Source organism: Priestia sp. P5_B4 (assembly GCF_056400385.1).
This window is the reverse complement of sequence record NZ_JBFULJ010000730.1, coordinates 1-1,934: the sequence shown is the minus strand read 5'-3', so window position 1 is coordinate 1,934 and position 1,934 is coordinate 1. Positions and strand designations below refer to the sequence as shown.

The 1,934-nt window shown below is 37.5% G+C and carries 2 protein-coding genes and 1 pseudogene; 2 read left to right on the top strand and 1 reads right to left on the bottom strand.

The window, feature by feature from the left end:
• Positions 1-526 (bottom strand): annotated as a pseudogene (gene bglA / locus AC1DRF_RS25275) (6-phospho-beta-glucosidase BglA); the annotation flags it as partial.
• Positions 527-810: 284 nt separating this feature from the next.
• On the opposite strand from bglA, the gene AC1DRF_RS25270 reads away from it, so the two are divergent.
• Positions 811-1,521 carry a GntR family transcriptional regulator gene (locus tag AC1DRF_RS25270; protein ID WP_043981319.1) on the top strand — a complete coding sequence of 237 codons (711 nt, stop codon included), beginning with the start codon at positions 811-813 and terminating at the stop codon, positions 1,519-1,521.
• Positions 1,522-1,691: 170 nt separating this feature from the next.
• Positions 1,692-1,874 carry a hypothetical protein gene (locus AC1DRF_RS25265; protein ID WP_427076133.1) on the top strand — a complete coding sequence of 61 codons (183 nt, stop codon included), beginning with the start codon at positions 1,692-1,694 and terminating at the stop codon, positions 1,872-1,874.
• The last annotated feature ends 60 nt before the right edge of the window (positions 1,875-1,934 follow it).

The following is a 1,934-nucleotide window of genomic DNA, read 5'->3' as shown; positions in this document are numbered from 1 at the left end:
CATTAAACGTCATCCAGTACGTGACTTTGTCTTTATAGCGGTCGAAACAAACTTCAGCGAACTTCACAAAGCAGTCCACCGTTTTTCGACTTCTAAATCCGCCGTATTCTCGAGCTAAATGCAGGGGCATTTCAAAGTGAGACAGTGTAATAACCGGTTCAATTCCATGCTTTAACAGTTCATCAAATACATCGTCGTAGAATTTTAGTCCTTCTTCGTTTGGCTCAGCTTCATCGCCTTTAGGGAAAATACGGCTCCAGCCAATCGACGTACGCAAACATTTTAAGCCCATTTCTGCAAACAGCGCGATATCTTCTTTGTAGCGGTGATAAAAATCAATCGCTTCGTGATTCGGATAAAATTTATCTTCTTCCACTGTTTCAGTGATTTGTCGCGCTACACCGTGCGCTCCTGCAGTCATAACGTCTACTACGCTCGGTCCTTTTCCGCCTTGGTTCCATCCACCTTCAAATTGATGAGCTGCTAATGCGCCGCCCCATAAAAAATTCTTTGGCATCTTTGTCATTGTTAGTTCCTCCTTATTTCACTACGGTAAATAATGTTTGATTCAGCCCGCTATTTTCAATATCTTCAACAATCACTTCTCGATAAGCGCTTAAATTGGTGATAATAACCGGCGTGATTGTTAACCTCTTTGTTGATTATACGCTTTCAGTATAATTGTATCGATACAATTTATCAATACCCTAATAAAATAATAATTAATGAATAATTAAAGTTTATGGTATGGAGTTAGATTATGGTATAATCGTGTTATTCTTGAGACAAATTCAGTAAAGAGGTATAGCTATGATCAAATACCAACAAATTGCAATTGAAATTGAAACCTATATTGAAGACCATAAGCTTCAGCAAGGAGATAAGCTGCCGGTATTAGAAACGCTGATGGCGCAGTTTAAGGCAAGCAAAAGTACGGTAACAAAAGCTCTAGATCTGCTGGAGAAAAAAGGCGTGGTTTTTCAAGTAAGAGGAAGCGGCATTTTTGTCCGTCGCCATAAACGAACAGGCTATATTGGCTTGCTTTCCAATCAAGGATTTACGAGTGAACTTGAAGATTTTCAGCTAACGTCGGAAGTGATTGAGTTAGATGTACGAAAGCCGACGCAAGAAGCCGCGTTAAATTTAAACATAGAAGAAAATAGTGACGTCTATTATGTGAAAAGAGTACGGTATATCAACGGCCAGACGCTTTGTCTAGAAGAATCGTTTTATAATAAATCCATCGTTACGTACTTGAATAACGAAATTGTTTCTCAGTCTATTTTCCATTACATTAAAGAAGGACTTGGCTTAAAAATCGGGTTTTCTGATCTATATCTTCACGTTGGCAAGCTGAACAAAGAAGAAGCCACGTACTTAGGGTTAAAAGAAGGGGATCCTAAATTGTTTATTGAAACGCTTTTTCACTTAGCCAACGGCCAGCCGTTTGACTTTTCAAAAGTAACGTACAACTACGAACAATCTCAGTTCTTTTTACAAGCAACTAGTCATGTTTTATAAAAAAAGTGTCTGTCTCTCAATTAGTAAGGAACGAGAGGCAGGCACTTTATTTCATTTTTTCGATAAAAATATGAAATAAGATAATGATTGTAATAAATAGGAAATTACTATACGATAAAATGGTTACAGGGTTTATAAAGATAAGGAAATGAGGTGCGAAGTTGAAAAAGATGCTGAGTTATCTTATTCCCATGCTTTTTATGTTCGGTTTGCTTTCCATGAATTTATTTCAGCCGACTAAAGGCGATTTTATCGCTGTAGGTGCGATATCGATTCTTGCAGGTGCTGTGATTGGTTTTATAATGAACATAAGCTGTGCAGTATTAAAAACAGTCAAAAGTAAGATGAAATAAACTGATTAGAGGTGGTGGAGGTTTTGAGTGAAAGTATCATTATTCAGCCATATGCTAGCA